Raw genomic sequence first — 24,288 nt, 5'->3', positions numbered from 1 at the left:
TTGCCTTCCCGCCGCTATCTATTTATACTGTATATAATTACAGTTATTTGAGTATTTGAGGACGCACGCATGGCGGTTGAAGTTAAATATGTGGTGGTGAGAAACGGTGAGGAAAAAATGACTTTCGCGAGCAAGAAAGAAGCCGACGCCTACGACAAAATGCTGGATTTGGCGGATAACCTCGGAGAGTGGCTGCAACAGGCGCCGCTGAACCTGGACGACGAACAGCGCGACGGGCTGAGCTTCTTCCTGGCAGAGAATAAGGACGCACTGGGCCTGATTCTGCGCGGCGCATCGCCGGCGGAAACCGGCAAAAAACCGACGGAAGCGAAAGCGAAAAAAACGGCCTCTAACTCAAAAGAGGGATCTGCGTCAGAAAAGCAAGCGGCATAATGACTTATGTTGCGGTGTTGTGATGAAAAAGGATCTAAAATGAGCCGTGAAATAACTTTCTTCAGCCGCTTCGAGCAAGACATTCTGGCCGGGCGCAAAACCATCACCATTCGGGATGCCAGTGAGTCGCACTTCGAACCGGGCGAGGTATTGCGCGTAAGCCGCAATGAAGACGGCGTATTTTTCTGCTTTATCGAAGTGCTGTCGGTAACGCCGGTGCGCCTGGATGCGCTGACCGAACGCCACGCACAGCAGGAGAACATGTCGCTGGGCGAACTGAAGCAGGTGATCAAGGAAATCTATCCGGGCCTGGATGCGCTGTTTGTCATCGAGTTCGTCAAACGGTAACTCTTTGCCGAAACCCTGTTGTGAGCCAGGGATGGGCGCCCGGATAGCGCTAATCACAACGGGAGGACATATGAAAAAAACGGGTTTGGCTATCGCCTTGTTGGCCATGATGGGAGCATCGACTGCGGTGTGGGCGCAGGATCAAGAGCAACGCACCGCCAAGGTGGGGCAGTGTGCCGGTCTGCAGCCGGCCGATATTGCCGCTCAGGTCAAGCGTGATTTCTTGCAGAACCGCATCACGCGCTGGGAGGCGGACAAAAAGCTGCTGGGCACCGCAACCCCGATCGCCTGGGTCAGCCCGGATGCCATCACCGGCAAGGATCAGGTGTGGCAGGTGCCGCTGACGGTGCGGGGTACCAAGATGGATAAAACCTACAACGTGACGCTCAACTGCAACACCGGCGAGATTGCCTACAGCGAGCCGCAGTAATACTTTCCCGCAATAAAATAAAAAAGCCCGCCGAGCGGCGGGCTTGATGCATCAAACGCGGTCAGTCGCTAAACGGGATCACCAGTTCACCCGGTTTCACTTCCAATCCCTTTGCCAGTTTTTTCGCCAGCGCTTCGGTTTTGCTGTTGTCAGGATTCAGCACATAAGCCGGCTTTTGGTCGAAGTAAGACTTCAGCGACTGATTCAGGTATGGCGTCAGCGCTTTCATCACCGTCTGCATTTTTTCCGGCTGTACGCTGTAATCGGTCAACTCCATATCCTTCAGGTAAATGGCGCCCTGTGTGCGGTCGTAAACCGGCTGCGCTTTCAGCGTCAGCTTAAGATCCGCCGTCTGCGGGCCGAGAATCGACGTGATGTTGACCTTGGCGTCGCCGGAAAGGGTGACTTTACCCGGTTCGCTGCGGCCGATCTGGCTTTGCAGCTGAGTCAGCACGATGTTGGCGTCCACCAGGCCGGGCACGCCGATCTGCTTCTGATAGTCGTTGTGTTTCTGCAGGTAATCATTCACTTCCTGCTCGCTCAGGGTGTATTGGGTCAGTTGATTGCAACCGGCCAATACGCCGGCGAACAGCAGGGCGGCTGCGCCCATCAGGATCTTCTTCATTCATGCCTCATTGCGACTGCTGGCGAAAAGTGCTGCAGATAATTGATTAATCATTATAAACGTTCCGCCTGCGCGTGAAAACGGCAGGCGGCGATGTGCAGAGGATAGTGCGCGCAAAAGTGGGTGAGACCTATCGGATAACGCCGAAAGCGTCAGCGCCGCAGTCGCAGCGCCAAGAGAATCACGCCGGCCAGGCAGGCTGCGCCGCCCAACAGTGGGAACAGCGGAATGCCCCACAGCCGCAGCGACGAATGCATCAGATAAGGCGCCAGCCCCAGGGTAAAAGCGGCGGTGACGATGGCGATAGCCAGGGTGACGGCGGCGCGTTCCAGCGCTTTGCTCAGCTGGCCGAGGTTACTGACGTTGATATCGGCATTGAGCTGCCCGCGTTTGAGGCGGCGAACCAGTAGGCGCAGGGTTTGCGGCAGCTCCTCTCCGGCATCGAGCGCTTCCCCGCCCAGGGCCAACAACCGCTGGCGCACGGCGTCGGGGGCATAGCGCTGCAGCACCGTTTGTTGCAGCATCGGTTTGAGCGTGGCCACGATGTCGAAGGCCGGATCCAACCGATGCAGCACGCCGTCGGCGGTGATTAATGCCTTGAACAGCAGGACCAGGTCGGGCGGCAACGCCAGCTGGTGTTCACGCGCCATCACCAGCAGGTCGGTCAAGGCTTTGCCCAGCGTCAGGGTGGCGGCGGCCTGTTTGTCGAGAAAGTTTTGTGCCGCCAACTCCAGATCCATCAGGTCCAACGGTTCGCTGTCCGACCAGGCGATCAGCGTGTTAACGATGCCTTCGGATTGGCGATCGGCGATGGCCTGCAGCAGCAGGAGCAACTGGTTGCGCCGCCGCTCGGACAGCTGGCCCACCATACCAAAGTCGATAAAACCGACGCGGTCACCGCTCAGCGCCATGACGTTGCCGGGGTGGGGATCGGCGTGATACAGCCGATGCTCCAGCACCATGCTCATAAAGGCGCGGGCGCCGCGTTGCGCCAGCAGCGGGCCGTCAAAGCCTGCCGCCGCCAATTGCTGAGGGTTCTCCGGCGCGGTACCGGGCAAGTATTCCTGCACTAACAGACGCGGAGACGACCATTGCCAATAGATTTTCGGCACGACCACGTCGGGTTCTCGTGCAAACATCTTGGCGACGCGATCGCAGTTATGCCCTTCGTGAGTTAAATCCAGCTCGTGATTGAGCGCCGTCGCCAGCGCTCGGACCATCTGCCGCGGCCGATAGCGTGCTAGCGTGGGGCTCTGCTGCTCCACGGTTTCCGCCAGCGAGGCCAGCAGCCGAAGATCGGCGTGGATGGTTTTCGCCAAACCGGGCCGCAGCACTTTCACCACTACCTGTTCGCCGCTGTGCAAGCGGGCGCGGTAAATTTGCGCCATCGATGCCGCGGCCAGCGGCGTGCGATCGAATTCGGCAAACAGGTGCTCGGGCTCGTCCCCCAGATCGGCGATGATCTGCGGCGCCAGTATCTCCCATGGCAATACCGCCGCCTGGCTGTGCAGGCGATCCAGTTCGTCGGTCCACGCCGGATCCAGGAGGTCAGAACGCGTGGCCAGGATCTGACCGAATTTGACGAAGGTGGGGCCCAGCGCCTCGAGTGCTTCCCGCAGCCTTTCAGGCAGGGTCTGTGCGTCCTGCAGGGCGGGCTCGCCGCGGACACCGCGCAGCAATGCCCCCAGCCCCAGCAAGCGCAGAACGTCTTGCAGACCATAACGGATCAGAACGGAGGTAATTTCCTTCAGCCGCGCCCGATCGCGAGCGGTGGCGAGCACCATTTTCAACATCAGTACGCCATGTCCTTTTTGTGACTCTCGAACGTTATTGTTCCATATCCAGCAGTAACGGCACCTCGCTGCGCTGCGCCATGCGGTTGCGGTAGGCTTCCACGTTATCCGGCAGCGCAACCCCGGCGACGATCGACAACGAACGCAGCAGCGGGAACAGGTGAATGTCGTCCTCGGACAGCTCGCCGTTCACCGCGTCGGCGGAGACGATCAGCGGTGACAGCGCTTGCAGATCGGCTTCCAGTTCGGCGATCAGATCGGCGCTGTTGGCGAGATGCTCGGCGAAATCACCGATTGACGCCTGCTTCTTATCGATAAAGTAACGGCGGGCGCTGTCGGTGGCAAATTCTTCGAAGTCGGCATGTGCAATACGCGGCAGCAGCAATTTTGCGCTGTAGCTGCCGGCCCGCTGCAGCCACTCGGCGATGGCCGGGTTGGTGCGGCCGGTCAGCACCGGCTTACCGTCCAGGCTATCGACATAGCGCACGATATCCAGGCTTTCCGGCATCGCTTCGCCATTGTCCTTGACTAGGATCGGCACCATTTTCTGGCCGATCAGGTTGAACGGGGTCGTCTCATCGTCATTGAGCAACGTGACCAGGCGAATCGGCAAACGTTTCAGGCCGAAAATCATGCGGGCTTTAACGCAGAATGGGCAATGATCGTAAATGAACAGTTTCATGCTTGCTCCGGGTTGTCAGGTTTTAACAGCAATAGTTACCACAGCTTATCGAGGCTGTCTTGACGTGCGTGTGTTGGATGGTGCGCTATTGCGATATTGCCCGCGCAACAGGCGCGGGCGAGGGGCGTTATTTCTTGGCCGGTACCGAGTTGAGCACGTCGATCAGGTGAATGCGGGCCTGTTCCAGATCGACCCGATCGCGCTCGTTGGCGGCGGAGACGACCTGCAGCTGTTTGATGATATCGCTTTTCAGCGCGCTGTCGCCGGCGATGATGTGAGCCAGCGCTTTTTCCACCAGGGTGGAGCGCGCGTAAATCATGCGCAGGTTCAATATCATATGTTCGAGCAGTTGCGGTAACTTCGCTTCTTCAATCATGCCGACGGGCTCCTGTGAGGTTTTTACTAACAGGATAGCAGCTGTTGCCGATTCGGCCGGATTTCTATGGCGTTAACCGCCGCGCAGCATCATCGACGCATTGCGCCGTGGGCTGAATTGCCAGTACAGCGCCAGCAGCGTGGCAAAACCGACGGCCCCGAGCAGCAACCAGGGCAGTTCCGGCATATTCATCGCCCGTCCGCTATCGTACATCCAGCCGCCGCCGGTATAGCCCAACGCGCCGCCCAGCGCCAGACCGAGGCGGCTGAAGCCCATGTAGCTGCCGCGCGCACGCGGATCGGCCAGCGAAGCGCTCAGCGTTTCGCGCGCCGGTTCGGCGATAATCGAGCCCAGATAGAAGCAGCAGATCAGCGTGAAGACCCCTTGCAGGCTGGTGGCGAGACCGATCGGCAGCAGGCTGAGCGTCATCAGCAACAGGCCCGCCATCAGGCGCTGCTCAAGCCGGAAGTGTTTTTCTCCCCAACGCGCCAACGGATAGAGCAACGACAGCGACAGCGCCGCTTCGATCGCGTACATCCATTTCACCGCCGCCGGTGAACCGGCAATTTCGTTGACCACGATCGGCATCATCAGCATCACCTGCACCGCCAGCATGTAGTAACCGGTCAGCGTCAGGACATAGGTGAGGAAGCGGCGATCGCGCAGGACCCGCAACAGGCCTTCTTTCATCGGCACGCGCACGGTGGAGATGCGGTAAGCCGGCAGTAACCAGGCGTTCCAACCGGCGGCCAGCACGAAGATCGCCGCTCCAACCCAGCAGACAAAGTGAAAATCGTACTGCAGCAGCCAACTGCCGATCAGCGCGCCGACCACCGCGCCGGCGCTGTCCTGCATCATCAGCAGCGAGAAAAAGCGGCCGCGCTCGTGCGGACGGGTCAATTTGATCACCAAAGCGGTGCGCGGCGGATCGAACAGCGTGCCGCCGAGGGCGGAGAGCGCGCAGGAGAACCACAGTATCCAGGGCTCATCGGCCATCGCCATGGTGGCGAACCCGGCGGCGCGCAGCAACATGCCGGTGACGATCATCGGCTTGGCGCCGAAACGATCGGCGATGGCGCCGCCAAAGATGCCGAGCCCTTGTTGCAACAGCTGGCGCAAACCCAGCGCGATGCCGACGACCAGCGCCGCCCATCCCAGCTGATCGACGAAGCGAATCGAAATAAGCGGGAAAACGACAAAGAAGCCTAACACCACCAGCAGATTGTCGAGCAACAGAAAATATTTACCCAAGCTGCGCGCTTGCGATACCAGAGACATGCTTCACCATGAGCAATTAAGAAAGAAGGGGAGACAGCCGTTCCATTCTCTACCCAATTCCCGTACGGCGACAGGGGCGGCATAGATAATATTTTTTTATCGTCAAGGTGTTACCTGAACTGCAAAATTGGCGGAAAAACGCCGTAAAACGCTTATTCGGCGATTTACTGAGCGGCCGGGATTTTACCTCGGGGGCGGGCTACGGTTATATTGAATGCAGGGAAGTGCAGTTCTGCGGCGCTATGGGCAAAATAAAACCATGGCAAAAGATCGGCACAGGATAATGATCCGCTCGGCTTCCTAATAAATACTTCTTATCGAACCGTTTTGACCGCGGGGGAAATGATGTTCGGCTATCGCTCTGCATCGCCAAAAGTACGTCTTACAACCGACCGGATGGTGGTCCGTTTAGTGCATGAACGGGATGCCTATCGCCTGGCGGATTATTATGCCGAGAACCGGACCTTTCTCAAACCCTGGGAGCCGGTGCGCGACGAAAGCCACTGTTATCCTTCCGGCTGGCAGGCGCGCCTGGGCATGATCACCGAAATGCAAAAGCAGGGCAGCGCCTACTATTTTATCCTGCTCGATCCGGAAGAACAGGAAGTGCGCGGCGTGGCCAACTTCAGCAACGTGCTGCGCGGTTCGTTTCACGCCTGTTTCCTCGGTTATTCACTGGGGGAGAAATGGCAGGGACAAGGGCTGATGTTCGAAGCCTTGCAGTCCGCTATCCGTTATATGCTGCGCCAACAGCGCATGCACCGCATCATGGCCAACTATATGCCTCACAACCAGCGCAGCGGCGCACTGCTGACGCGTCTGGGATTTGAACGCGAAGGTTACGCCAAGGATTACCTGCTGATCGACGGCAAGTGGCAAGACCACGTTTTGACGGCATACACCAATAAAGAGTGGCTACCCCCACGTTGAGGCCAAACGATGAAATATGAATTGAACGCCAGAGAGGCGCGGGTCATCGGCTGCCTGTTGGAAAAACAGGTCACGACCCCGGATCAATACCCGCTTTCGCTTAACGCCATTACCCTGGCGTGCAACCAAAAAACCAACCGCGAGCCGGTGATGGATCTGAGCGAAAGCGAGGTGCAGCAACTGCTGGATCTGTTGCTGCGCAAACATTTCCTGCGCACCCTCAGCGGGTTCGGCAACCGGGTAGTCAAGTACGAACAGCGGTTTTGCAACTCCGAGTTTGGCCAACTGAAACTTTCGCCCGCCGAACTGGCGGTGATCGCCACCTTATTGCTGCGCGGCGCGCAAACGCCGGGCGAACTGCGCACCCGCACCAACCGGATGCACGAGTTCAACGATGTCAGCGAGGTTGAACAGGTGCTGCAGCAGCTGGCCACGCGGGAAGATGGCCCGTTCGTGGTGCGCCTGGCGCGTGAGCCGGGCAAACGCGAAAGTCGGTTCATGCACCTGTTCAGCGGCCAAATTGATGAGGCCCCGGCGGCGCTTGAGTCTGAAGACGACGGCGACCTGAGCGCCAGGGTCAGCGCATTGGAAAACGAAGTGTCGGAATTGAAACGGCTGGTGCAACATCTGTTGGCGAGGGAAGCGAATGACTAAATTGCGTGTGGGCGTGGTGGGATTGGGCAGTATTGCGCAGAAGGCTTACCTGCCAATCCTCGGCCAGGCGGCGGATTGGACGCTGGTGGGCGGTTTTTCGCCCAACCAGCAAAAAGCGCAGCCGCTGTGCGACAGCTACCGCATGGCCTGTTTTTCCCGGCTGGACAGCCTGGCCGAACAGTGCGACGCGGTGTTTGTTCACAGCAGCACCGCCAGCCATTTTTCGGTGATAGGCGAGCTGCTGAACCGCGGCGTTCACGTTTACGTCGATAAGCCGCTGGCGGAAACGCTGGAGCAGGGCGAGCAGTTGCTCGAGTTGGCCGAGCGGCGAGGCAAGACGCTGATGGTGGGGTTCAACCGCCGTTTCGCGCCGCTTTACCGGCAGCTCAAGCAGCAAATGAACCAGCCGGCCTCTATTCGCATGGATAAACATCGGGCGGACAGCGTCGGTCCGCACGATCTGCGTTTTACCCTGTTGGATGACTACCTTCACGTGGTGGACACCGCGCTGTGGCTGGCTGGCGGGCGTGAGCAACTGCTGAGCGGCCGTTTGCACGCCAACGCCGCCGGTGAAATGCTGTACGCTGAGCACCACTTCGCCTGCGGCGACACGCAGGTAACGACCAGCATGCATCGCCGGGGCGGCAGCCAGCGTGAAAGCGTGCAGGCGGTGACCGATGGCGCGCTGTATCAGTTAACCGACATGCGTCACTGGCGGCGCGAAGACGCGCAGGGCGAGTTGGAACAGCCGGTACCGGGCTGGCAAAGCACGCTGGTGCAACGCGGTTTCGACGGGGCGGTGCGGCATTTCCTCAGCGCTGTCGCCAACCAGAGCGTGCCGGAAACCGGTGGCGAACAGGCGCTGGTCGCCCAGCGGGTGGTCGAGCGTTTGCTGCGGGATAACTCTATGTAACATATGGCGGTAGCTATTCTTTTCCGGATGCGTAAACTGAGCCGATTGTTTCACTGACGCCTGCTGTTGCAGGCGTTGATATTTACGGTACCTATCAGACAACCACATGAACCTACTCAAATCCTTGGCTGCCGTCAGCTCGATGACGATGTTTTCGCGGGTGTTGGGCTTTGCCCGCGATGCGATCGTCGCGCGCGTGTTCGGGGCCGGCATGGCAACGGACGCCTTCTTCGTGGCGTTCAAACTCCCTAATCTGTTACGCCGTATCTTTGCCGAAGGCGCGTTTTCGCAGGCCTTCGTGCCGATCCTGGCCGAATACAAGAGCCAGCAGGGTGAAGAGGCGACGCGCACCTTTATCGCCTATGTCTCCGGGCTGTTGACGCTGGTGCTGGCGGTGGTGACGGTGCTGGGGATGCTGGCCGCGCCCTGGGTGATTTACATTACTGCGCCGGGCTTTACCGATACGCCCGACAAGTTTGCTCTGACGTCGGCGCTGCTGCGCATCACGTTCCCCTACATTTTGTTGATCTCGCTGGCTTCGCTGGTGGGGGCTATTCTCAATACCTGGAACCGCTTCTCGATCCCGGCCTTTGCGCCTACGTTGCTTAACGTCAGCATGATCGGCTTCGCGCTATTCGCCGCCCCGTATTTCCACCCGCCGGTGCTGGCGTTGGCTTGGGCAGTGGTGGTGGGCGGCGTGCTGCAGCTGGGTTATCAGCTGCCGCACCTGCGCAAGATCGGCATGCTGGTATTGCCGCGGCTCAAGCTGGGCGATGCCGGGGTCTGGCGCGTGATGCGCCAGATGGGGCCGGCGATCCTCGGGGTGTCGGTCAGCCAAATCTCGCTGATCATCAACACCATTTTCGCTTCGTTCCTGGTGTCCGGCTCGGTGTCCTGGATGTACTACGCCGACCGCCTGATGGAGTTTCCTTCCGGCGTATTGGGCGTGGCCTTGGGCACCATCCTGCTGCCGTCGCTGGCCAAAAGTTTTTCGAGCGGCAACCACGACGAGTACTCACGCCTGATGGATTGGGGGCTGCGCCTGTGCTTCCTGCTGGCGTTGCCGAGCGCTATCGCGCTCGGCATTTTGGCCAAGCCGTTGACCGTTTCGCTGTTCCAGTACGGCAAGTTCAGCGCCTTTGATGCGGCGATGACGCAACGCGCGCTGGTGGCGTACTCGGTAGGGCTGATGGGGCTGATCGTGGTTAAAGTGCTGGCGCCGGGGTTCTATTCGCGGCAGGACATCAAAACGCCGGTCAAGATCGCCATCATTACGCTGATCATGACGCAGGTGATGAACCTGGCGTTTATTGGCCCGCTGAAGCATGCCGGCCTGGCGCTGTCGATCGGTTTGGCGGCCTGTCTGAACGCCGCGCTGCTGTATTGGCAGCTGCGCAAGCAGAAGATCTTCCAGCCACAGCCGGGTTGGGCGCTGTTCCTCACCAAGCTGGTGATTGCCGTGCTGGTGATGTCGGCGGTGCTGATTGGCTTGATGTGGCTGATGCCGGCCTGGGATCAGGGCAACATGCTGGAGCGTTTGCTGCGCTTGGCTGCGGTGGTGGTGGCTGGTGTGGTGGCCTACTTCGGCGTGCTGGCCGGGTTGGGCTTCCGCCCGCGTGATTTCGCGCGCCGGGTTGCCTGAGCCACAGGCAAGCATAAAAAAAGGTCGCCTGGGCGACCTTTTTGCTTTCTGTACGGCGCGGTTTACATGCGTTCGACGGTTTCGATGCCGAGCGTATCCAGACCGGTTTTCAGCGTTTTCGAGGTCAGCAGCGCCAGCTTCAGACGGCTCTGACGCGCTTCTTCGCTGTCGGCGTTCAGGATCTGGCAGTGCTCGTAGAAACCGGAGAACAAGCCGGCCAGATCGTACAGGTAGCTGCACATGACGTGAGGTGTACCTTCACGCGCGACGGTGGTGAGCACCTCTTCGAACTGCAGCAGGCGGGTGGCCAGCGCAATCTCACGTTCTTCGGTCAGCGTCAGCGGCAGCGTCAGGCTGGTTTCGTCGATTCCGGCGCGTTTGAATACCGATGCCACACGGGTATAGGCGTATTGCATATAAGGCGCGGTATTGCCCTCGAAGGCCAGCATGTTATCCCAGTCGAAGACATAGTCGGTGGTGCGGCTTTTCGACAGGTCGGCGTATTTCACTGCGCCGATGCCGACCACGCGGGCCACGGTTTTCATTTCGTCTTCCGGCATATCCGGGTTTTTGCCGGCGATCAGCTGTTCGGCGCGTTCAATGGCTTCATCCAGCAGATCGGAGAGCTTCACGGTGCCGCCCGAGCGGGTTTTGAACGGTTTACCGTCTTTGCCCAACATCATGCCGAACATGTGGTGTTCCAGCGAGACGGACTCCGGCACGTAACCGGCCTTGCGCACGATGGTCCAGGCCTGCATCAGGTGCTGATGCTGACGGGAGTCGATGTAATACAGGACGCGATTGGCGCCCAGGGTTTCGTAGCGATACTTGGCGCAGGCGATGTCGGTGGTGGTGTAGAGGTAGCCGCCATCCTTTTTCTGGATGATGACGCCCATCGGATCGCCGTCTTTGTTCTTGTATTCGTCGAGGAACACCACGGTGGCGCCTTCGCTTTCCACCGCCAGCCCTTTGGCTTTCAGATCGGCGACGATGCCCGGCAGCATCGCGTTATACAGGCTTTCGCCCATCACGTCGTCTTCGGTCAGCGTGACGTTCAGGCGGTTATAGGTCAGCTGGTTTTGCGCCATGGTGATATCGACCAGCTTACGCCACATTTTCAGACAGTATTGATCGCCGCCCTGCAGCTTCACGACATACGCGCGTGCGCGCTCGGCGAACTCGGCGTCTTCGTCGTAATGTTTCTTGGCTTCGCGGTAAAACTGCTCGAGATCGGACAGGCCCATATCGCTGGCGTTTTCGTTCTGCATTTTTTCCAGGTAGGCAATCAGCATGCCGAACTGGGTACCCCAGTCGCCGACGTGGTTGGCGCGGATTACTTTATGGCCCAGAAACTCCTGGGTACGCGCCGCGGCGTCGCCGATAATCGTGGAGCGCAGGTGGCCGACGTGCATCTCTTTCGCCACGTTCGGCGCGGAGTAGTCGATAACGATGGTTTGCGGCTCAACCGGCGCAATGCCCAGTTTCGGTGCGTTCAGCACCTGATCGGCCTGGCGCGCGACCCAGTCGCTGTTCAGGAAAATGTTGATAAAGCCGGGGCCGGCGATTTCCACTTTACCGGCGACGTCGCCGAGATCCAGCAGTTGCACCACTTTTTCCGCCAGCTGACGGGGCGGCATGCCCAGCTTTTTGGCGACTGACATCACGCCATTGGCCTGATAATCACCAAACTGCGCCTTGGCGGATGGGCGGACCTGCGCTTCGCAATCGGCTGGCGCGCCAGCGGCGATCAGCGCCTGGCTGACTTTATCTGAAAGAAGAACCTGAATATTCACCGGGTTACCTTAATGACGAACGAGGGGCTGAAGCCAACCCCTGTGGGATTCAACGGTGGCAGGTGCGACGGGCACCTCCCACAAAACAGCCTGCAATTGTAACCGATCTGACGGAGCCCGTCAGCAGTTGGCGCGGCCGCAGCGATGAAACATTGTCGGGTACGGCGCGTTGATTGCCGGAAGGTGAAAGGCAGGATGAATGAACGAGAGCGTGTGGCGGCGAGGATTAGGAGACTAACGTTTTTTGTTGTGGCGTCTGGCATCCAGCGTGTTGGTGCTGCGGGATTTAAAGTGACGGTAGATGGCGTACACGGCGATAATTATCAATACCAAGGACATCGTCAGCAATAACATAATAATCATCTCGAATTTAAATTTTCTCCAAAGTAGCTGAGTTGCCTTGATGAATCAATTGCTCGGGAGTAAATTAAGATAATCCTTATTATTTTATTAATAATTGAATTTTATTGTCTTTGTTTACAATAGGTTGATTGTTGTTTTTTTGTGAGCTTGATAAGCAGGTAAAGTGTGATGAAGCGAAACAATTCAATCGGTTTAGCCCGCGAACCACGAATTTTTTTGTGAAGAATAACTTAAATCATAACGTCATGATGAAAGGGTATAATGGATGCGAAAAATCTTAATTTTTATTTTTCTGTTGATTTAATGAGCTGTCATCTTAATAAAAAATTGGTTTTTTGTTCTCCCCGCACGCAACCGAAAATCATTCTGAACTGCCGCTGAAAAACCTCGCAATGCTGGCGAGCGCTGTCGCCACCGTGTAAATTACGGCGTCTCACTTGCGTTCCGTTGTTTTGAGGTTTCTATGACATCCCCCTTGCAGGCCATTGCCGAGCTGGACGACCTGATGCTCGACCTGCCACGCTTCGAGCAGGCGTTACAACAATTTGCTGCCAGATTGCGGCTTGACCTGGCCGCGTTTACGGCCGATCACATCTCCCTGCGTTGTCACCAGAATGCCACTGCCGACCGCTGGCGTCAGGGCTTGATGCAGTGCGGAACACTGCTGTCCGAGTCGATGATCAACGGGCGACCTATCTGTCTGTTCGATTTGTCGCGGCCGCTGGCCGTGGGGCCGTGGCAGATAGACTGCGCCGAACTGCCGTATCCTGGGGAGAAACGCTATCCGCATGAAGGTTGGGAACACGTCGAGTTAGTGCTCAGTGGCGATCCGCAGACGCTGCACGCTCGGGCGTTGAGCCTTCTCGCCGATGAAGCGCTGCTGGCCCCGGGGATCAAGCTGAAACAAAGCTCGCCAAAAGGCGAGGGCGAGCGCTTGCCGAATCCAATCCTGGCTATCACCGATGGAACGGTGACGATCAAGTTTCATCCCTATTCCATTCGGGACATCGTCGCCAGCGAGCAAGGCTAGGCATGCAGCGCCGCGCAGGCCCGCGCCATGCGAGCGAGCGCTTCATCGAGCAGGGCCCACCGGCAACCAAAGTTAAGCCGCACAAAGCGCCGGTCGCCAAAATCCAAACCGGCGCTTAATCCTACGCCCGCGCGTTCTTCGAAGAACTGATGCGGGTTGTCCACCGGTAAAGCGCTGCAATCGATCCACGCCAGGTAGGTGGCTTCGATTGGCAAAACCGTCAACCCCGGTATGGCGTTGATGCGCTCGGTCAGCCGATCGCGATTGGCGCGTAGATAAATCAGCTGTTCGTCCAGCCAGGGCTGCCCGTATTGATAAGCCGCCTGCGCCGCCACCAGCGCCAGCAGATTGACCTCCGGCACAATGCCGCTGCGCGCGCGTTTCAGCCGTTGTCGCAGCACTTCGTTGGGGACGATCGCCATTGAAGCGCCCAGTCCGGCGAGATTAAACGTCTTTGACGGCGACATCAGCGTCACGCTGCGTTGGGCCGCATCGTCATTCAGGGTGGCGAAAGGGATATGCCGCACGCCGGGTTCAAGCAGCAGCTCGCAGTGGATTTCATCGGAACAGACGATTAAATCGTGCTCGCGCGCGAACTGATGGTGCTGCAACAGTTCGTCCCGGCGGTAAACGGTGCCTCCGGGATTCTGCGGGTTGCACAGCAACAGGAGCTTCTCGTTGCCGCTAAGCCGATCATGCAACGCGGAGAAATCCAGCACCCAACGTTGGCCTGCCGCCGTTAGCGGCACCGAGAGGTGTTTACGCCCGGCGAATTTAGCCGCTTTGCGAAACGGCGGATAAATGGGGGAGGGAGCCAGCGTGCTCTGATGTTCTTCAGTGCAGGCACGCACGCACAGGTTCAGGCCGCACACCAACCCAGGCAGGAAAATGATCCATTCAGGCTTGATGTGCCAGCCGTAGCGCTCTACCATGCGGCGAGTAAAAACCTCAATAAGATCAGGGGATGGGTAGGTGTAGCCGAATACGCCGTGCGCCACGCGACGCTGCAAGGCTTCGATCACCGCCGGCGGTGAGGTGAAATCGCTGTCGGCGACCCAAAGCGGAATAATGTCGCGGTCGCGATATTTATCCCACTTAACGCTGTCACTGTGACTGCGGTCTACCCATTGATCAAAATTGAATGCCATAGTTACAACCCTGAGCCGGTTTATGCCTAAGCATGAGCCTACGTGAGAAATGAAGAAATGAACAATTGCCGCCGTATGTTGGCCGTTATCTGGGGGTGACAATGATAAAACTGGAAGTTTGTTGCTTTAGCGTCGACTGCGCGCTGACGGCCGAACGAGCAGGTGCCGATCGCATCGAGTTGTGCGCCAGCCAGAGCGAGGGCGGATTGACGCCGAGCTATGGCACGCTGCGTCTGGCGCGCGAGCGGGTTGCGATCCCGGTGCATCCGATCGTTCGTCCTCGCGGTGGCGATTTCTGCTACGGTGCGGTGGATTTCGAGGTGATCAAACAGGATCTCCGCCAGATCCGCGAGATGGGATTCCCCGGTGTCGTGGTCGGCATGCTGGACGAAGAAGGGCACATCGATCTGCCGCGCATGCGCGAAGTGATGAAGCTGTGCGAGGGCATGGCGGTGACGTTTCATCGTGCGTTCGACATGTGCCAGAACCCGATGGTGGCGTTGGAACAACTGACCGAACTGGGCGTGGCGCGCATTCTGACCTCCGGCCAACAGCAGAGCGCTGAACTGGGCCTGCCGTTGCTGCGTGATTTGCGCCAGGCCAGTCACGGCCCGGTGATCATGGCGGGTGCCGGCGTGCGTCTCAGCAATTTGCACAAGTTTGTCGATATCGGCCTGCATGAACTGCACAGCTCTTCCGGTCATCTGGTGCCGTCGACCATGCGTTACCGCAAGGCGGGCGTCACCATGTGCTCCGATAACGAGTTTGACGAATTTAGCCATTATTGCGTGGATGGCGAAATGGTGGAGGCGATGAAAAACGCGCTGGCCTTGGTTGATCCCCTGGCGCAAAGCGCATAAACACGCAGCTAACCGCGTTTGACAACCGGTTTCCGGGCCGTAAGACCCTTTGCGTATCACTGAGCCCTCGGCGATCACGCAAGTACCAGGCCCCGGCGTTTTGCCGGGGCTTTTTTTATGCCTTGTAAAGACAAGCAGCCCGTTTCAAGACGGTTTCTCGATCGAACTGCCTCCCATCTCTTCTTGCGCTCGTCATGCCCTGCTGATAAGTTTGTGAGTTAAAATCCTTTAAATATCATAATATTAAATGATTTTTTTTGTATGTATTGGTGTGGTGAATGAATTTGTAATCTGCCGCTCATCAACGCGTCCATATTTTTTACCTTTTCATCGGCTGCCTTATGGCCGGAACATCACAGCATCAATTGAGGAGAGCCGTTGGCGCAGCCGCAGAGCGCGTTGGCGGCGGACTTAACAAGGAGATAACGATAATGACCCGAACGGCACACTGTTTGACCGCTGCGCTTTTGCTGACATTGGCCCTGACCGGCTGCCAGACCGCCAAGCGGCCTGTTTCTGCATTAAGTAAGCCGCCCAGCGCGGAAGAAATTGCCGAGCAAGACAAACGGCAGCGTGAAGCCGAACGCATGCAGCAGTGCCAGCGCGAACTGGATGCCATGCGCGGCATGGATAACGAAAAATACCAAAAATTCAAACGCGAATTCGATACCTTGATGGGCGGCGCCGCGCAGTATGCCGGGGTACGCCAGCGGGTCAACACGGACACGCAGGAAACCGTCGACGCGCTGTATCGTTATCGCACCAGCCGTCTGTGCGCAGACATCAGTTCTGCCATGATGACCGGCCTGGCTGAGCGTGGAGAGCGCGCCCAATGACCCCTCGTGCGAGAAAGGCGTTACTGAGCCTGATGATACCGTTGGCGTTTGCGCCGGCGGTGGCCGCAGCGGATGACGACGTGCCGGCATTATTGCAGTTTGCCGAGCGTTACCAACGGCAGGACGCACCGGCAGCTGATACCGTGGTTGCCCCATCCCGGGAAACCCAAAAACCGGCGTCCCGGCCGGTTCAAACGCGTGAGACGACGGCGCAGAAAAAGCAGCTGGCGCAGTTGCAAAAGACGCTGCGCGAGAAGGAAGCTCGATTGGAGCAACAGCAAACCGCCATTCAATCACTGCAACAGGAGCTGACCGCGTTGCGCGTTGCGTCATCCCTGACCGCTGCCGATAAGCCGGCATCTGCGCCCGATCTGAGCGCGTTGAGCGATTTTGCCAGCGGCGTGCGACAGGCGCTGAACCTGACGCCGCAGGAGCGGAAGGCTCAGGCGCAGATCGCCGAAGCGCAGGCGGCATTAGCGCGGCAAAAGCAACAAACCGAGGAGAGCGATCGGCGTATCGCCTTGCTGGAACAACGGCTGGCAGCGCTGCCTGGTCAGGCGGATAACGCCTGGCAGGAGAAATTGGCCGCGGCGCAGACCGCCAACGATAAAGCACGCCAGCGTTATGAACAGGATAAGAAAGCGGCCGCCGCTGAGCTGGAACAGCAGAAGGCCGAGGCTGCCAGGCTGACGGGCGAACTGCAGCAGCAGCTGGCGAAACTGCAAAAAGAGCAGGAGGGCCAACGGCAGCAGGGTGGGCAGCAAGAGAAAAGCCTGAAGACGGCGCTGGCGCAGCTGCAGGAAAAAAACAAGACCCAAACCGAACAGGCTAAGACGCTGGAACAACGCCTGGTAACGGCAACGACGGAAAGTGCGCAGGCTGCGCAGCAGCGAGATAAAGCGACGCAGCAGGCGGAAAAAACGGCAACGGAGCTGGCGGCCGCCCATCAGGCGCAGCAAGCTTTGCAAGACGAGCTGAGCGGGCTGAGATCGCGGGCCAAATGGCTGCCGGATACGCAGTCGCTCAAGAAAAAGCCGGAGCAACAGAGCTATGCTGCCGGTGTCGCCTTGGGGCGCGACATTCAAACGATGCTGGCGGAGCGTAAAAATTGGGGCATCAATCCCGATAAAACCGTGCTGCTGGCGGGCGTGATCGATACCTTCAACGGCCGTTACCAGTTGAGCGATGCACAGTTGACCAACGCGCTGGCGGAGTCGGAAAAAGCGGTGAACGACGCCAGAAATCAGGCGGCGAAGACGCAGACCAGCAAGGGTGAGGCGTTCGTCGCCGAGTTTAAAAAGAAGAAGGGCACGCAGAAGTCGCCTGCCGGTTTCTGGTATCGCATCGATTATGCGGGTGATGAAGCCATTAAGGAAAACGCGCGGGTGGACATCGTGGTGAAAGAGAGCTTAACCGACGGTAGCGTGATTCAGGATATGGATCGCAGCGGGAAGGTGATGTCTCAGCCGCTCTCCGCCTATCCACCGCTGTTCCGCGAGGCGATCGGCCATCTGAAAAATCACGGTTCGCTGACGATGGTGGTGCCGCCGGCGTTGGCGTACGGAGAAACGGGCTATGCGCCGCAGATCCCGCCGAACGCGACGATGGTCTATGTGCTGCGAATTGTCGATGTCAGTAACGGGTGAATGCGGGCCGGCACAGGCCGGCCCGATTAGCGAGCGCTAGGGCTTTTTGGCGGTCAGCACGGCGCGCAGGGGCGCCGGATAGCCTTCGATCGTTTTACTGCGATCGTTCGGATCGAGGAATTCGGCCAGCGATTCGCTGGTCATCCAGTCGGTGCGGCGCTGCTCTACGAGGCTGGTGACGCACATATCGGCGATCTTCACATCGACGAAGCCGCATTTCTCCAGCCAGCATTTCAGCGCTTCGGCGGAAGGAATGAAATACACGTTGCGCATCTGCGCATAACGGTCGCCCGGCACCAGCACCTGGTGGCGATCGCCTTCCACCACCAGCGTTTCCAGCACCAGTTCCCCTTCAGCCACCAGCTGATTTTTCAGCTGATACAGATGATCGAGCGGCGAGCGGCGGTGATACAGCACCCCCATCGAGAACACGGTGTCGAACGCCGCCAGATCCGGCAACTGCTCGATGCCGAGCGGCAGCAGGTGGGCGCGCTGATCCCCGCCCAACAGTTTGCGCACCGCTTCGAACTGGCACAGGAACAGCTGCATCGGATCGATGCCTACGGCGAAGTGGGCACCGGCGCCGATCATGCGCCACAGGTGATAACCGCTGCCGCAGCCGACGTCGAGAATAGTGCGGCCGGCGAGCGGGGAAATGTGCGGCAGTACGCGATCCCACTTCCAGTCGGAATGCCATTCGGTATCGATATCGATGCCATACAGCGAGAATGGCCCTTTACGCCATGGCATCAGGGTGCGCAGCATTTTCTCGATGCCCTCGAGCTGGCCCGGCGACAGGCCGGGCTCCATTTCGGCGCGCACGCCGTGCAGCAGGTCGAGGCGGGTTGGGGTCAGCGTCGGCAAATGTTCTACCGAGTTGAACCACTGTTTGAATTTGCCGTGCAGCGATTCGCGTTGCCAGGCGCTGAGCTGCGCAGGCAGGGTGTCCAGCCAATGGCTGAGGGGGCTTTTGGCGATGCGCTGATAGAAATCACCGAACTCGATCATTGCGCATCCCCCGCTTTCAGGGCGATCAGCGAACCGAAGTTGAAGCATTGGAACCACACTTCGGCATGCTCGAACCCGGCTTGATGCAGACGCGCTTTGTGCGCTTCCACCGAATCGGTCAGCATCACGTTTTCCAACATGCTGCGTTTTTGGCTGATCTCCAGCTCGCTGTACCCGTTGGCGCGTTTAAAATCGTGGTGCATGTTGAACAGCAGCTCGCCGACTTCGGCGTCTTCGAAGCTGAATTTCTCCGACAGCACCAGTGCGCCGCCCGGGCGCAGACCGCGATAAATTTTCTCCAGCAGCCGCAGGCGATCCGCCGGCTCGAGGAACTGCAGCGTAAAGTTCAGCACCACCATCGAGGCGTTCTCGATGTCGATGTCGCGAATGTCAGCTTCGATGACGTCGACCGGCGTATCGGCGCGGAAGGCGTCGATATGGCGGCGGCAACGCTCCACCATTGCCGGCGAATTGTCGACGGCGACAATATGGCAGCCGGGCACCTTGATATTCCGCCGCATCGACAGCGTCGCCGCGCCCAGCGAGCAGCCCAGGTCATATACCCGGCTGTCGGGTTGCACAAAGCGTTCGGCCAGCATGCCGATCATCGAGATGATGTTGGAATAGCCGGGAACGGAGCGTTGGATCATGTCGGGGAACACTTCGGCAACGCGTTCGTCGAAGGTCCAGTCGCCCAATTTGGCGATGGGGGCGGAGAAAAGGGTATCGCGGTTTGGCATAGCGGCAAATCAGTTCAGAATTCGAAGCTGCGTAGTCTAACAGAAAAGCGCAAAAAAGCGGAGCGGAAGCAGGCGGCGCGGCCGCCTGATGATAAAACGGGATCAATGCAGGCTGAAAATCAGATCCCAGGGCAGATAGAAGATATTTGCCAGAACCATCAACAACAAAGAGATATAGGTTGCGGCCATGCCTGAACGGCGCCAGCGAACCTCGCGGTTACGCAAACCGTAGTAATGCACCAGCCGCCCGGCCATCAGCATCAGGCCGCAGAGGTGAATCATCCAGATTTCCGCGCCGTTCATTTCCATAATCACCAGCAATACGGCAGCGATAGGAATGTATTCAACGGCGTTGCCATGCACGCGGATGGCGGTCTGCAACTCGTAAAAACCGCCGTCGCCGTAGGCTACGCGGTACTGCATCCTTAATCTGACTACGTCATAAGAGAGTTTGATCAACAACAATGCGCCGAGCACCACATAAAGCGCGCTTACCATTTTTAACTCCGTTCCCTAACCAAAACTGGCAGCCAGCATCATAGCCGTCATTGTATTCACTGTCGCGGGGAAATATTTGATGTTATTGGTCAGATTAATAGGTCAAAACAGTGCATCCTGTTCCGGCCAGTCCGGCGGCGCAGGCAAATCGGGGGTTGTCAGGCGCAGCTGCTGCCAAATTTTTTGCGCCTGCTGGGGCGAATCGCCGTTGTCCGGCGTATGAATAAACAGATAAGGCTGGTGCTGTTGCTGCCACAGCGGCAGCTTTTGCTGCCAGGCTTCGAACCAGCGCAGGTTATCGGCCAGCTGGTCGCCGCCGATAAAGCGAACCAGCGGTCGGTCGGCGGTGACCAGAGCGTGTACCGGCAGCTTCGGTTTTTTCTGCTGAGCATCGCGTACGGCGGCGGTGTTGGGGGCGGCGTGATGCACCGGGCGGCTGTCGAGGATCACCCGATTGATGCCGCGCTGGTGTAACCCCTGATTCAGCGCACGCTCTTCCTCGCCCTTGGCGAAAAACGCCGGATGACGCACCTCTACGCCGTAGGTGAATTCCTTCGGCAGGCTTTCGAAAAACTGCCACATGCGCGGCAGCTCGTCTGGGCCGAAGGCGGCGGGCAGCTGCAGCCACAGTTGGCCGAGGCGTTGATGCACCGGGGTCAGGCAGTGGTAAAACGCCAGCAGCTCGGCGGCGCAGTTGCGCAGGGCGGCTTTGTGACTGATGTCCGACGGGAATTTGAAGCAGAAGCGAAAATCGTCGCCGGTCATGTCGCGCCAGCGTTGCACGATTTCCAGCTTCGGCAGCGCGTAGAAGGTGGTGTTGCCTTCCACGCAGTTGAAGTAGCGGCTGTAATCCGCCAAGTCACGCAGCCCGATACGATTCCAGGCTGAATGTTGCCACTGGGGCAGTCCGATGTAGATCACGGCGTCGTCTTCCTTTACTTATCCTTGGCTTATCAGGCTACAACTTAACGTTACCGGTCGAGCGCGGCAAGAATTTCGCCGGTGTCGCGCACTCGCGCCAAACGCGGGAAGATGTGTTCGAACGCGAAACGGTGCATTTCCGCGTTCTGTGCGCTGCAGACGTCCTCGGCGATCACCAGCTCATAGCCGTGTTCCCAGGCGGCGCGGGCGGTAGATTCCACGCCGATATTGGTGGAGATGCCGCCCAGCACCACAGACTTGATGCCGCGCCGACGCAGCTGCAAATCCAGATCGGTGCCGTAGAAGGCGCCCCATTGGCGCTTGGTGACCAGAATATCGCTGTCATTGACCGCCAGCGGCGCGGGGAATTCCCACCAATTGGCCGGCAAGCCGCCGGCGGGCGCGGGAGCCGGCTTGTCCACCGGCTGTTTCAGCGCCTCGGCGAAAGTGTCGGACCAGCCGACGCGCACCAGCAGCACCGGCGCGCCCAGCAGACGAAAACGCGCGGCCAGCAGAGCGGCGTTCGCGACCACTTGGTCGGCGCTGTGCGGGCCACCGGCGTAGGGCAGAATGCCGTTTTGCAAATCGATCAGCACCAGAGCGGTGGTTTGAGCGTCAAGTTTCAGCATGGATTTCATCTCGTTGCGAAGTGAATAAAAACTGTTCGGCGCGCCAGGCGAGCAGCGCACGGCGCAAAACCGGGGGAGAATCAGGCTACGTGAAAAAACTGTCGCAGGTTAATGGGAAATTTGTTAACCGATGTGTTGATTCGAACAAAAACGCGCCATTTAGTGCGGTAACAATGCTGTGTTCGCACTTATCGGGCGGATGAATTTCCTTTATAATGACCCCCTTTTTTCAACACTCTTTAATCCAACGACCTATGCCGATTTATGAATATGCATGTGGTGCTTGCAACCATCGGTTAGAGAAATTGCAAAAATTTTCCGATGCGCCGCTGGCAGACTGCCCGGCGTGTGGGCAGCCCGCGTTGACCAAGTTGATCTCGTCCTCCGGTTTCCAGCTTAAGGGTACCGGCTGGTATGCGACGGATTTTAAACCGGGTAACAAGTAGAATTTATCAGATAACAGCCGCGCGACAGGGGCGCAGTAGCCCGGCGCGGCATCGGCTGTGTAAAAGGATAGCGTATGCGTACTGAATATTGCGGACAGTTGAATCTGTCCCACGTGGGCCAGGAAGTCACTCTGTGTGGTTGGGTCAATCGTCGTCGCGATCTCGGCGGCCTGATCTTTATTGATATGCGCGACCGCGAAGGCATCGTGCAGGTGTTCTTCGATCCGGACCAGAAAGTGGCGTTCGACAAGGCTTACGACCTGCGCAATGAGTTCTGCATCCAGATCGTCGGTACCGTGCGTGCGCGTCCGGACAGCCAGATCAATAAAGATATGGCCACCGGCGAAGTGGAAGTGTTCGCCCACGCGCTGGAAATCATCAACCGCTCCGAGCCGCTGCCGCTGGACTCCAACCAGGTCAACAGCGAAGAAGCGCGCCTGAAATACCGCTACCTGGATCTGCGCCGCCCGGAAATGGCCGAGCGTCTGAAGACCCGCGCCAAAATCACCAGCTTCGTGCGCCGCTTCATGGACAGCCACGGCTTCCTCGACATCGAAACGCCGATGCTGACCAAGGCGACGCCGGAAGGCGCCCGCGATTACCTGGTGCCGAGCCGCGTGCACAAGGGCAAATTCTACGCGCTGCCGCAGTCCCCACAGCTGTTCAAACAGCTGCTGATGATGTCCGGCTTCGATCGTTACTATCAGATCGTCAAATGCTTCCGTGACGAAGACCTGCGTGCGGACCGTCAGCCTGAATTCACCCAGATCGACGTCGAAACCTCCTTCATGACCGCCGATCAGGTGCGTGAAGTGATGGAGAAACTGGCGCGCGAGCTGTGGCTGGACGTGAAGGGCGTGGATCTGGGCGATTTCCCGGTCATGACCTTCGCCGAAGCGATGCGTCGCTTTGGCTCCGACAAGCCGGACCTGCGTAACCCGCTGGAGCTGGTGGACGTGGCCGATCTGGTCAAAGACGTCGAGTTTAAAGTGTTCTCCGGCCCGGCTAACGACGCCAAAGGCCGCGTGGCGGCGATCCGCGTACCGGGCGGCGCACAGCTGACCCGCAAGCAGATCGACGAGTACGGCGCTTTCGTCAACATCTACGGCGCCAAAGGCCTGGCCTGGCTGAAGGTCAACGACCGCGCCGCGGGCATGGAAGGCGTGCAGAGCCCGATCGCCAAATTCCTCAGTGCAGACGTGCTGGAAGCCATTCTGGCGCGCACCGATGCGCAGACCGGCGATATCCTGTTCTTCGGCGCAGACAGTTTCAAGATTGTCACCGATGCGATGGGCGCGCTGCGCCTGAAGCTGGGTCGCGATCTGGGGCTGACCCAACTCGACAGCTGGGCGCCGCTGTGGGTGGTCGACTTCCCGATGTTCGAAGAGGACGACGAGGGCGGCCTGGCGGCCATGCACCATCCGTTCACCTCGCCGCGCGACATGAGCCCGGAAGAGCTGGCGGCAGCGCCGGTCAACGCCATCGCCAACGCCTATGACATGGTGATCAACGGTTACGAAGTGGGCGGCGGTTCGGTGCGTATTCACCGCAGCGAAATGCAGCAGACGGTATTCAGCATTCTGGGCATTAACGAACACGAACAGCGCGAGAAGTTCGGCTTCCTGCTGGACGCGCTGAAGTACGGCACGCCGCCGCACGCCGGCCTGGCCTTCGGCCTGGATCGTCTGGTGATGCTGCTGACCGGCACCGACAACATCCGCGACGTGATCGCCTTCCCGAAAACCACCGCGGCGGCCTGTCTGATGACCGACGCACCGAGCTTCGCCAACCCGGCGTCGCTGCAGGAGCTGGCGATCAGCGTGGTAAAGAAAGCCGGTGCGGAACAAGAGAGCGAGTGATGAGTTACAAGCGCCCTGAATCTATCCTGGTAGTGATTTACGCGAAATCCAGTGGTCGGGTGCTGATGTTACAGCGGCGCGACGATACCGAGTTCTGGCAGTCGGTTACCGGCAGCCTGGAACAGGATGAGTCGCCGCCGCATGCCGCGCAGCGTGAAGTCATGGAAGAAGTCGGCATCGATATCGAAGCAGAGCACCTGCCGTTGTTCGATTGCCAGCGCTGCGTGGAGTTTGAACTCTTTGTCCATTTGCGACATCGCTATGCGCCGGGAACCACGCGCAATAAAGAGCACTGGTTCTGTCTGGCGTTGCCCGAGGAGCGCGATCCGGTGATTACCGAGCATCACGCTTACCAATGGCTTGAGGCGGCCGAGGCCGTGAAGTTGACCAAGTCATGGAGCAATCAGCAGGCGATTGAAGAGTTCGTGATCAATTCAGTCCAGTAGT

The 24,288-nt window shown here is 58.7% G+C and carries 26 protein-coding genes; 14 read left to right on the top strand and 12 right to left on the bottom strand.

What is annotated here, in order from left to right:
* Positions 1–69: 69 nt before the first annotated feature.
* The 3 genes from FUU19_RS14150 (at position 70) to yebF (ending at position 1,171) form a co-directional block, all read left to right on the top strand.
* Positions 70–393, top strand: a complete 324-nt coding sequence (locus FUU19_RS14150; protein ID WP_141968334.1) for a YebG family protein — start codon at positions 70–72, stop codon at positions 391–393.
* 39 nt (positions 394–432) lie between these two features.
* The gene (gene yqfB / locus FUU19_RS14145; RefSeq protein WP_004927562.1) at positions 433–741 is read left to right on the top strand and encodes a N(4)-acetylcytidine aminohydrolase; all 309 of its coding nucleotides are present in this window, start codon (positions 433–435) and stop codon (positions 739–741) included.
* A 70-nt stretch (positions 742–811) separates the two neighbouring features.
* On the top strand, positions 812–1,171 hold the full coding sequence (yebF, locus tag FUU19_RS14140; protein ID WP_141968336.1) for a protein YebF: 360 nt from the start codon (positions 812–814) through the stop codon (positions 1,169–1,171).
* Positions 1,172–1,232: 61 nt separating this feature from the next.
* Here the strand turns inward: yebF and FUU19_RS14135 are convergent, their stop codons facing one another.
* The 5 genes from FUU19_RS14135 to mdtH form a co-directional block, all read right to left on the bottom strand.
* Positions 1,233–1,796, bottom strand: coding sequence for a lipoprotein (locus FUU19_RS14135; protein ID WP_202669625.1), 564 nt, complete (start codon positions 1,794–1,796; stop codon positions 1,233–1,235).
* A 152-nt stretch (positions 1,797–1,948) separates the two neighbouring features.
* Positions 1,949–3,589: an ABC1 kinase family protein gene (locus FUU19_RS14130; protein WP_230490887.1), complete on the bottom strand. Its 1,641-nt coding sequence runs from the start codon at positions 3,587–3,589 to the stop codon at positions 1,949–1,951.
* A gap of 34 nt (positions 3,590–3,623) precedes the next feature.
* Positions 3,624–4,271, bottom strand: coding sequence for a glutaredoxin 2 (gene grxB, locus FUU19_RS14125; protein WP_141968340.1), 648 nt, complete (start codon positions 4,269–4,271; stop codon positions 3,624–3,626).
* A 127-nt stretch (positions 4,272–4,398) separates the two neighbouring features.
* A complete protein-coding gene (locus FUU19_RS14120; protein WP_141968342.1) occupies positions 4,399–4,647 on the bottom strand; it encodes a hypothetical protein in 249 nt (82 codons plus the stop codon).
* Positions 4,648–4,719: 72 nt separating this feature from the next.
* Positions 4,720–5,925 (bottom strand): multidrug efflux MFS transporter MdtH, encoded by a 1,206-nt coding sequence (gene mdtH / locus FUU19_RS14115; protein WP_141968344.1) that lies wholly within the window; start codon positions 5,923–5,925, stop codon positions 4,720–4,722.
* 345 nt (positions 5,926–6,270) lie between these two features.
* On the opposite strand from mdtH, the gene rimJ reads away from it, so the two are divergent.
* The 4 genes from rimJ (at position 6,271) to murJ (ending at position 10,064) form a co-directional block, all read left to right on the top strand.
* A complete protein-coding gene (gene rimJ, locus FUU19_RS14110; protein WP_025159814.1) occupies positions 6,271–6,855 on the top strand; it encodes a ribosomal protein S5-alanine N-acetyltransferase in 585 nt (194 codons plus the stop codon).
* A gap of 9 nt (positions 6,856–6,864) precedes the next feature.
* The gene (locus FUU19_RS14105) at positions 6,865–7,509 is read left to right on the top strand and encodes a YceH family protein (RefSeq protein WP_141968346.1); all 645 of its coding nucleotides are present in this window, start codon (positions 6,865–6,867) and stop codon (positions 7,507–7,509) included.
* Entirely contained in the window at positions 7,502–8,422 is a 921-nt protein-coding gene (locus FUU19_RS14100) for a Gfo/Idh/MocA family protein (RefSeq protein WP_230490888.1), read from the top strand. The genes FUU19_RS14105 and FUU19_RS14100 overlap by 8 nt, the downstream gene beginning before the upstream one ends.
* 106 nt (positions 8,423–8,528) lie before the next feature.
* Complete coding sequence (gene murJ, locus FUU19_RS14095) at positions 8,529–10,064, top strand: murein biosynthesis integral membrane protein MurJ (protein WP_141968350.1); 1,536 nt, start codon at positions 8,529–8,531, stop codon at positions 10,062–10,064.
* Positions 10,065–10,126: 62 nt separating this feature from the next.
* On the opposite strand, the gene argS is transcribed toward murJ, so the two are convergent.
* Positions 10,127–11,857, bottom strand: coding sequence for an arginine--tRNA ligase (gene argS, locus FUU19_RS14090; protein ID WP_141968352.1), 1,731 nt, complete (start codon positions 11,855–11,857; stop codon positions 10,127–10,129).
* An 826-nt stretch (positions 11,858–12,683) separates the two neighbouring features.
* Between argS and FUU19_RS14085 the strand changes: the two genes are divergently transcribed.
* Positions 12,684–13,250: a VOC family protein gene (locus FUU19_RS14085; protein WP_230490889.1), complete on the top strand. Its 567-nt coding sequence runs from the start codon at positions 12,684–12,686 to the stop codon at positions 13,248–13,250.
* Here the strand turns inward: FUU19_RS14085 and FUU19_RS14080 are convergent.
* The gene (locus tag FUU19_RS14080) at positions 13,247–14,398 is read right to left on the bottom strand and encodes a MalY/PatB family protein (RefSeq protein ID WP_230490890.1); all 1,152 of its coding nucleotides are present in this window, start codon (positions 14,396–14,398) and stop codon (positions 13,247–13,249) included. The genes FUU19_RS14085 and FUU19_RS14080 overlap by 4 nt on opposite strands.
* A 101-nt stretch (positions 14,399–14,499) precedes the next feature.
* On the opposite strand from FUU19_RS14080, the gene cutC reads away from it, so the two are divergent.
* From cutC to FUU19_RS14065, 3 genes are all read left to right on the top strand, one after another.
* On the top strand, positions 14,500–15,258 hold the full coding sequence (gene cutC / locus FUU19_RS14075; RefSeq protein ID WP_038877351.1) for a copper homeostasis protein CutC: 759 nt from the start codon (positions 14,500–14,502) through the stop codon (positions 15,256–15,258).
* A 431-nt stretch (positions 15,259–15,689) separates the two neighbouring features.
* Complete coding sequence (locus tag FUU19_RS14070; RefSeq protein ID WP_141968358.1) at positions 15,690–16,094, top strand: hypothetical protein; 405 nt, start codon at positions 15,690–15,692, stop codon at positions 16,092–16,094.
* Positions 16,091–17,740 carry an FKBP-type peptidyl-prolyl cis-trans isomerase N-terminal domain-containing protein gene (locus FUU19_RS14065; protein WP_230490891.1) on the top strand — a complete coding sequence of 550 codons (1,650 nt, stop codon included), beginning with the start codon at positions 16,091–16,093 and terminating at the stop codon, positions 17,738–17,740. The genes FUU19_RS14070 and FUU19_RS14065 overlap by 4 nt, the downstream gene beginning before the upstream one ends.
* 36 nt (positions 17,741–17,776) lie before the next feature.
* On the opposite strand, the gene cmoB is transcribed toward FUU19_RS14065, so the two are convergent.
* From cmoB to FUU19_RS14040, 5 genes are all read right to left on the bottom strand, one after another.
* Positions 17,777–18,748: a tRNA 5-methoxyuridine(34)/uridine 5-oxyacetic acid(34) synthase CmoB gene (cmoB, locus tag FUU19_RS14060; protein WP_164267984.1), complete on the bottom strand. Its 972-nt coding sequence runs from the start codon at positions 18,746–18,748 to the stop codon at positions 17,777–17,779.
* Positions 18,745–19,488: a carboxy-S-adenosyl-L-methionine synthase CmoA gene (gene cmoA, locus FUU19_RS14055; protein ID WP_197834360.1), complete on the bottom strand. Its 744-nt coding sequence runs from the start codon at positions 19,486–19,488 to the stop codon at positions 18,745–18,747. The genes cmoB and cmoA overlap by 4 nt, the downstream gene beginning before the upstream one ends.
* A 102-nt stretch (positions 19,489–19,590) precedes the next feature.
* Positions 19,591–19,986 carry an MAPEG family protein gene (locus FUU19_RS14050; RefSeq protein WP_004932387.1) on the bottom strand — a complete coding sequence of 132 codons (396 nt, stop codon included), beginning with the start codon at positions 19,984–19,986 and terminating at the stop codon, positions 19,591–19,593.
* A 102-nt stretch (positions 19,987–20,088) separates the two neighbouring features.
* A complete protein-coding gene (locus FUU19_RS14045) occupies positions 20,089–20,904 on the bottom strand; it encodes a DUF72 domain-containing protein (protein ID WP_230490945.1) in 816 nt (271 codons plus the stop codon).
* A 53-nt stretch (positions 20,905–20,957) separates the two neighbouring features.
* Entirely contained in the window at positions 20,958–21,536 is a 579-nt protein-coding gene (locus FUU19_RS14040) for a hydrolase (RefSeq protein WP_230490892.1), read from the bottom strand.
* 215 nt (positions 21,537–21,751) lie between these two features.
* Between FUU19_RS14040 and FUU19_RS14035 the strand changes: the two genes are divergently transcribed.
* The 3 genes from FUU19_RS14035 to nudB all read left to right on the top strand — a co-directional run bounded on the left by FUU19_RS14035 (position 21,752) and on the right by nudB (position 24,287).
* A complete protein-coding gene (locus FUU19_RS14035; RefSeq protein ID WP_320204121.1) occupies positions 21,752–21,982 on the top strand; it encodes an FmdB family zinc ribbon protein in 231 nt (76 codons plus the stop codon).
* Between the two features lie 74 nt (positions 21,983–22,056).
* Complete coding sequence (aspS, locus tag FUU19_RS14030; protein WP_197834362.1) at positions 22,057–23,841, top strand: aspartate--tRNA ligase; 1,785 nt, start codon at positions 22,057–22,059, stop codon at positions 23,839–23,841.
* Positions 23,841–24,287: a dihydroneopterin triphosphate diphosphatase gene (gene nudB / locus FUU19_RS14025; RefSeq protein ID WP_019452808.1), complete on the top strand. Its 447-nt coding sequence runs from the start codon at positions 23,841–23,843 to the stop codon at positions 24,285–24,287. Before aspS ends, nudB begins: the two co-directional genes overlap by 1 nt.
* The last annotated feature ends 1 nt before the right edge of the window (position 24,288 follow it).

Source organism: Serratia montpellierensis (genome assembly GCF_020858655.1).
Lineage (GTDB): Bacteria > Pseudomonadota > Gammaproteobacteria > Enterobacterales > Enterobacteriaceae > Serratia > Serratia montpellierensis.
This window is presented reverse-complemented; position numbering and strand designations above follow the sequence as displayed.